The following is a 6,392-nucleotide window of genomic DNA, read 5'->3' as shown; positions in this document are numbered from 1 at the left end:
AAATAATGTCGGTCGCTAATACGGCGAATCTCCGCTTTGACGGTATCAAGCTTCAGAGCATTGGCCAGGGCCAGACAAAAACCTTCATTGAAGACGCTACCATCCACGCCGGCAATTGCCGGCTTAAGGATATGCGAACTCGGAGAGTTGAATAGCGGCAACCCGATACGATCACCTTCAGCAACCACAGGAAGCTTGTCCTGTGCGCCCGCCAGAGATAACCGCAAGCCTTCTTCACCGGCGAGCATTGGACGTTTTGGCATTTCATCGAGAAGGCGCAATAGCTCTACTTCATCGAGCCAACGAACGAGATCGTTTTTATCCTGGGCTTGTGGCATTTGCCCGGGCTCCAACAAAGTCACAGCACCGGCACATTCGCCTCCAATGCCATCAAGGAGAGCAAAGTCGTTCTGTCTCGAAACATGTAGAGTCTGGGCGATTAACTTACGCTTGTCTCCTTCAGGCAAAAGCCCTGCAAAAAATGGACGGGTGGCACGATCACCAAACGCCTTTGCCTGAAGTGGCAGTGATTGCGATAGTGGAATTGCATTACGCGTATTCAGCCAGTCACTCTCATAGGAAAAGTTCAAGCGGCCATCAATCTGACTCAATGTCCCTATGTGTGTTCTGAACAGCCAGACACTCAGTTGATGAGTCATAATCTAATCCTCCTGACCTTTTACTAGGCCCTCAACACACAGACTCCCGCCCAGTGCATGAAGCACGCGAAGAACGTTTTCCAGGCGGAGTGTTGGTTTGCCGGCTTCCAGTTCGACAATGAAACGTACACCGACACCTGAAGCCAGAGCCAGTTGCGGCTGCGTTAAGTCAAGGCGTTTACGTGCGGTTCGAACTGCCAGGCCAAGTGAAATTGGAGTGTCTGTTTTTGTAATCATAAATATTTCCCTTTCGGGAATTATTACTCCAATAATGACATAAAGCAAGAGATATTTCCTGATCGGGAAACAACAGGTGAGATGGCTTAGGCACAATGATATATTTACTGTACGGGAAATTTTCTCATTGGATGCATGCAGCGAAAATTAAAAGAGGCGACCTGTTATCGAGGTCGCCTCTTTCCGAAGGGTATGGGTATACCACTTCGAAGATCAAATTTTGCGTCGCATCTACTCTTCGCCAAGAATCAGACGAACATAGTTGCTCGCTTTGGTTTCTGCAACACGCCGTGAATACTCAACTCCAAAGTTGAGGCAGGGTGCTCCGTGGAGCATCGGCTCTACTCTCCATCGGTACAGATAACCAGATCTTTCAACTTCTTCGATTGTTACATATGGCCAGGACATTTCATCGTAAGTAGTCATCATCGCATTGATCTCCCAGCTGCAGTAAAGATGTCGATTACTTCGACACAGCTTGTACGGTTGAAGAAGGCTTTTTCAAACTCGTCCCACGACAAAGTGAACTCCCTACCATTGATACGAACTTTTACTGACATGATATTCTCCTCTCAAACTTAGATTTGGAAAACCCAAAGGGCTCCCTTCAATCACCGCGCTGATTCGGTGACTCAAAGGAGCCCTTTGGGCTGTTGAGAGGAGAAAATGGGGTGAGAGAAAATATCTGCTCACCCCACGTCTCTATTTAATTACCTCCGGTTTTTCAACCGATGGCGGTTCACAATCCTGACAAACGACTTCATCGTTTGTTACGAGGCGACCTACTTTACCAACCATATTAACAAGCCCCATAGGAGCGGCAATAAAGCCGGAGACTCTCGTCTGTTCCTCAAAATTCACCCAGCTGCTGTGAGAACAGCCTGCTATGGTGATGCCAGTAGTTGCAATCCAGAGTATCATGACAATTCGTATCATCTTGTTTCTCCTTTATTGGGCACACCCGTCCCGCAGGGGTGTGGTTATAACCATCCCCCTACGGTAGGGATTGCTCGCAAAGGAGCGCTTTAATCTATTGGAGCGCCAAGACTGCATCGCGAAAGCTAACTTTCTCTACTTCCATCACTGCGCTGATTGGATCCCACGACCGATTGCAGACGAAGCAGTGGACATGGTTGTCGTACAGCGACATGGAAGGATTGCTGTCCTTATGGAACGGGCAACAGGTGGGTTTTCTCCCTGAAGAAAAAGCAACAATACGTGTAATAGGATGTTGACGTGCGTGCTCAATCATCTCATCAGTTATCGCATTGCTACTCCCAGGTTTCATTTTCCCGTTGAAATACCTCAGCAGAAGCGTCGATTCTCGCCTAAGAGGATGCAGCTCAACCGCTAATTCATTGATTCGAGCGGTGATTAATGCTCTTTCAAGCGGATCCTCGTTATGTTCCAGCTCTTTGGTAGCAAGCCCGATCTCGGACATTTTTTCTCTGATGAGCGGTTGCAGGAATGCCAGACGCCGCATGATTGCGTAGCGTTCAGATACGCCATTTTCCTTTGCCGCTTTTATGGTTGTTTGCAGTGTCATCCGAGTCCTCCGTCGAGCAACCAGGCTCCATTACCTTCAATCAGTTCATCCAACGTCATCGGACGATCTGATATGAAGTTGTCCATGAAGTACTTCACTTCGGGAAGTTCTGAATGTTCGAGAAGATCCTGTAGCCTGGCTAATGCTGGTGCAAACTCAGGGTTACCAAAGGCCAGTTCTTCACGGCATTTCTGTAGTGCTGAAATCCTGTCTGCCGCCTTGATGAGATCCTTGTAGGCAAGAGGAATTGTGAACACAGCTCGATACGCCGGCTGCAATTTATCAGGAAGAGACCCAACCATCTTGTTAATAGCAAGGCCTTCCAATTGACTGACAATGGATTTAACGACCCCACCACCGAAAAACTTGATTGGTGTAGGTATATCCCCGGTAAAAACCTCCGCCGTATCGTGATACAAGGCATATACGGCAGCAGCATTGGGATCCAATGTGCCGCTAAAATAGATAGTGCGAATAGTTGCCAACGCATGAGCTAAAACAGCTACATCAAAACTGTGCTGCTTCAAATCTTCCTGTCGGACATTTCGCATTAAGGACCAGCGAATGATTTGACCCATGCGGGCTATGAATTCGAAAAACTTGTAAATTTTCATATCTTATTTCTCCAGGCACGCTCCCCCATCCGGGAGTGTGGAGCTTTTCCCGGCGGTATTGTGCACATTACTGTGATGGTAGGATTGGTTGAGTTATTCGATATTACACAGATTACCGTAGACCTTGATTCCAGTACGGGCGGCCAAAGCCATGGCGAATTCGATCGCGTGGGACTTTGTGTTGAAATCGCATAGACACTCAACACCCTCATTTTGACGATGGGTGTACACGGAAAAGAATTCAGCATCTTCTCCGTTTTCGACTTCGACTATGCCGTCAGCGTCAGTACACCCTGCCACCTCTATTGCATAAATGCCTTCGAGGCTGGTTTCAAACAACAGAGATTCCAGGTTGTGTTCAACCCAGTCAGTATATCCCAGCACCGTGTCACAATTAGTCACAGCATTGCGCCAGTCTTCCAGAAGGAAGAATGTGTGGTGGCCATGTCGGTGGTAATCCCACGTAGATCCGTAAATAATATTCGTAGCTGCCAACATCCCTTTTGCCTTGTGTAACGGGATGTTACCGTGGTCAGTGACGACAGTTTCCTCATATACGATGTGGTAGCAATGATTGCGAACGATCAGTTCACCACCCATTTCACCGTCTTCACCTTGCCAATATAACTCGCAGATTGTGCCGGGAAGTATCTGCTCCATGATGACGGCGATTGCAGCATCTTCTGCGTTACGCCATTTCCCATATGAGTCGCTGGGTTCAAAATGTATCTCATTCTCAATGATTTGCATTTCGTCTCCCAGATCCGGTGATACATCTCGTATGGCTTTCAGGCACGTTTCGTTGTTTTCAGCCGTAAATGAGCTGATTGATAAACTGTATTCGTATCCCATCGCGGTCTCCTTTTTGATAAGTTGATGATCCTCTTCTTAGCCGCACAATCTTGTATCTCTGAAGCATTCGCCGATAAAATGGGCATAGTCATCTCTCTGATAAAAGATGCGGGCCGAGGATTGTGGTATCATGCTGCCGCAGTCGACACATTTGACAGCCCGTACAATGGGACTGTCTGCGATGGTAAGCTCTCGAATGAAAGTCTCATCACAGTTCTGGCAATCGTAAAGCTCCCGGTCTATTCCCAAATGAGAATCAGTCCGGGCAACTTCCAGATTGCATCGGCATATCGGGCAGGCGTTTGACGATGGAGGGTTGATTTCAGCATTCTGTTCATGCTCGAAATTGTTACGTGCGATGCGAAGATTCTCTTCAAAATCAATCTCCATACGCAGGCAGAAATGCATCAGGTCTGCGAGCAGATCCTTGATATCATCTTCATCGCCATCAAAATCCCTACCTTCGAGAGTCAGACAGTAGGCCTGCATGACCGTGTCAATCCGGTCGGCACGCTCCTCGTTGGTAGGCTCACATATCGAATGTTCGTGTATATCCATGTCACCATCCCCTTTCTTTCATCTGATCGAGAATAATTTTCAAATTGATCCCGGATTCGCTAATCGACTCGAAACGTCCAACGGCACGTGCGATGTCACCGTTGCTCTGGGGCACATTGAGGAGATCTTCCTCATCAACAACGCCTTCAACATCGTAGTCGATAATTATCACGTCCATATCCGTGACCAGTTCCGGTGCATTGCTGACAATGCTCTGCACCAGACCGCCTTCGAGGACTACTCCAACAATCAGCTTGGACGGAGATGAATCTTCCGCCCGGGGACCGATGTTGCCAGTTTCCGCTTCGCTGATTCGCTCTTCCAGCCACTGGCTGGTAAAGCTGTACTGAATGTCATCAGCGGAGATGAAAACTGCTCCGCCGCCGAAGCCATCCGGCCGCATCCGCGAACAGGTATCGGCACTTTCCTTGGAGATCCAGTTGAGTTCACCGTTGGAACGGCGAATGATCTCCTGGAATCTGCTGAATAGATCGTCCTCACCGAGTTCGATTTCTTCACCATCGGGTTCCTCGGAATCAAGGTAGCCGTTACAACACCACTCATCCGCATAGAGGTAGAACTTATCCTCGCCGCTGGTTTCAAGGGTGATGCCGAACGCCTCGATAATGCGCCGGTCCTCGTCGTTGATCAGGTGTTTGGGAATAGTTGGTTGGAATACTGATTGATTCATGTAGTCGGCCATAATCTGTCTCCTTGGATTGAAAATGTGAGGAGACAGCCCACAAAGGGAGAGTGTCTCCCCATCTGGGTTGGCTGTTATGTGTAGGTCAGGAAACTCTTCTGATTGTGCCACCTTTATCGGTGTACCAACCTGATGGAACCTTGAAACCACAACTGATTACGAACATTATCTCCGGGTTATGATAGTTGCGAACCAGGTAGTATCCGCGACCTTTGCTGTCGAAGGCCTCATAGGCGGCCATGCCGTTTGGGTCGCTTACGGGACGCCATGCGAGAGAACTCAGATCTTTACCTCTCATGGCGCTTCTCCTTGCTCTGACACAGCTGAACAGTTTTCCCGTTCATCGTGAGTGTCAGACTCGTCGAGCACTGCAAGCCGTACCGTGTCGGTTTCCCACCGGACATCGGTGTGTTTGTAGTAACCCGACCAGAAGAAATCGTCATCGGTAACGTTGAGAGTGTTACACTCCATCCGTCCATCGAATTCCTTCAGTGCAACCTTGCCGTTATCAGGCTCTGCGTCCCAATCAGCCACCATGAAATCACAGTCGTTGTCGAACTCCGCAACCTTATAGACCTTCAGATCACGAACTGCTGCCGATAGTGTCTTGATACGCTCGATGGTTGCAGCGTCAAGGTAGATGATGGCGTAGTCGGCGTTGTCGGAGAAAAATTCACTGTTGTCGTGTACGGGAATTATGAGTCGTTTTAGTAGCGCGGTATCTGTCATGGACTGCCTCCTTGTAATGTACGTGGACAGACCAACCCTAACGGGGGTGTCTGTCCCCGCATGGGTTGATGTTGAGGTTTTGTCAGGCGTATTTTCGCCCGTAGGCGGGATTACGCACATAGACGCCAAACAGGGTGAACTCCAGGGCTCCGGCATCCATTAATGCCTGGTACATACCGAATGGCATATCCCGTGTGACTTCTCTGCCGTTTTCACAATGGATGACTGCAAAGGATGATGGAACTGGAGCAGGCTCCGGTCTGGAGATTGGTAGATGGATGATGTTGTTTCTGATCGGTTGTTCTGCCTTGTTGTCCCCTTTGACTCTTGCATTCTCGTGTTGGGTCATCTTTTTCAACAGGGACGATGGGTCCGTGTAGTTGAAGTTCCCCTCCTTGAGCGCCTTGGTCATCAGGGATGAAAACGACTGGCTGCTGCTGCATTCAGCCGGGTCGATGTCCGGTGTTTCCCCTTCCGCCAGCTTGGCGACCATC

General features: G+C 48.9%; 10 protein-coding genes. All 10 read right to left on the bottom strand.

Annotated features, from left to right (window positions below):
- Window positions 1-659: HipA N-terminal domain-containing protein (locus tag PHQ58_RS23035; RefSeq protein WP_300116114.1), on the bottom strand; the 659-nt coding region annotated here is incomplete at its 3' end.
- Between the two features lie 3 nt (window positions 660-662).
- Window positions 663-944, bottom strand: a complete 282-nt coding sequence (locus PHQ58_RS23030) for a helix-turn-helix transcriptional regulator (protein ID WP_367187374.1) — start codon at window positions 942-944, stop codon at window positions 663-665.
- 654 nt (window positions 945-1,598) lie between these two features.
- Complete coding sequence (locus PHQ58_RS23025) at window positions 1,599-1,832, bottom strand: hypothetical protein (protein WP_300116112.1); 234 nt, start codon at window positions 1,830-1,832, stop codon at window positions 1,599-1,601.
- A 94-nt stretch (window positions 1,833-1,926) separates the two neighbouring features.
- Window positions 1,927-2,442 (bottom strand): CHC2 zinc finger domain-containing protein, encoded by a 516-nt coding sequence (locus tag PHQ58_RS23020; RefSeq protein ID WP_300116110.1) that lies wholly within the window; start codon window positions 2,440-2,442, stop codon window positions 1,927-1,929.
- Complete coding sequence (gene yfbR, locus PHQ58_RS23015) at window positions 2,439-3,056, bottom strand: 5'-deoxynucleotidase (RefSeq protein WP_300116107.1); 618 nt, start codon at window positions 3,054-3,056, stop codon at window positions 2,439-2,441. The genes PHQ58_RS23020 and yfbR overlap by 4 nt, the downstream gene beginning before the upstream one ends.
- Before the next feature lie 93 nt (window positions 3,057-3,149).
- Window positions 3,150-3,908 carry a hypothetical protein gene (locus tag PHQ58_RS23010; RefSeq protein WP_300116104.1) on the bottom strand — a complete coding sequence of 253 codons (759 nt, stop codon included), beginning with the start codon at window positions 3,906-3,908 and terminating at the stop codon, window positions 3,150-3,152.
- Between the two features lie 36 nt (window positions 3,909-3,944).
- Window positions 3,945-4,466: a hypothetical protein gene (locus PHQ58_RS23005; protein ID WP_300116102.1), complete on the bottom strand. Its 522-nt coding sequence runs from the start codon at window positions 4,464-4,466 to the stop codon at window positions 3,945-3,947.
- Window position 4,467: 1 nt separating this feature from the next.
- Window positions 4,468-5,169, bottom strand: a complete 702-nt coding sequence (locus PHQ58_RS23000; RefSeq protein WP_300116100.1) for a hypothetical protein — start codon at window positions 5,167-5,169, stop codon at window positions 4,468-4,470.
- A 294-nt stretch (window positions 5,170-5,463) separates the two neighbouring features.
- Window positions 5,464-5,898, bottom strand: coding sequence for a hypothetical protein (locus PHQ58_RS22995; RefSeq protein ID WP_300116098.1), 435 nt, complete (start codon window positions 5,896-5,898; stop codon window positions 5,464-5,466).
- Window positions 5,899-5,980: 82 nt separating this feature from the next.
- A partial coding sequence (locus PHQ58_RS22990; protein WP_300116097.1) for a hypothetical protein occupies window positions 5,981-6,392 on the bottom strand: 412 nt, incomplete at its 5' end.

Origin of the sequence: Rhodoferax sp. (genome assembly GCF_028688795.1) — a bacterium.
Classification (GTDB): domain Bacteria; phylum Pseudomonadota; class Gammaproteobacteria; order Burkholderiales; family Burkholderiaceae_C; genus Rhodoferax.
This window is presented reverse-complemented; position numbering and strand designations above follow the sequence as displayed.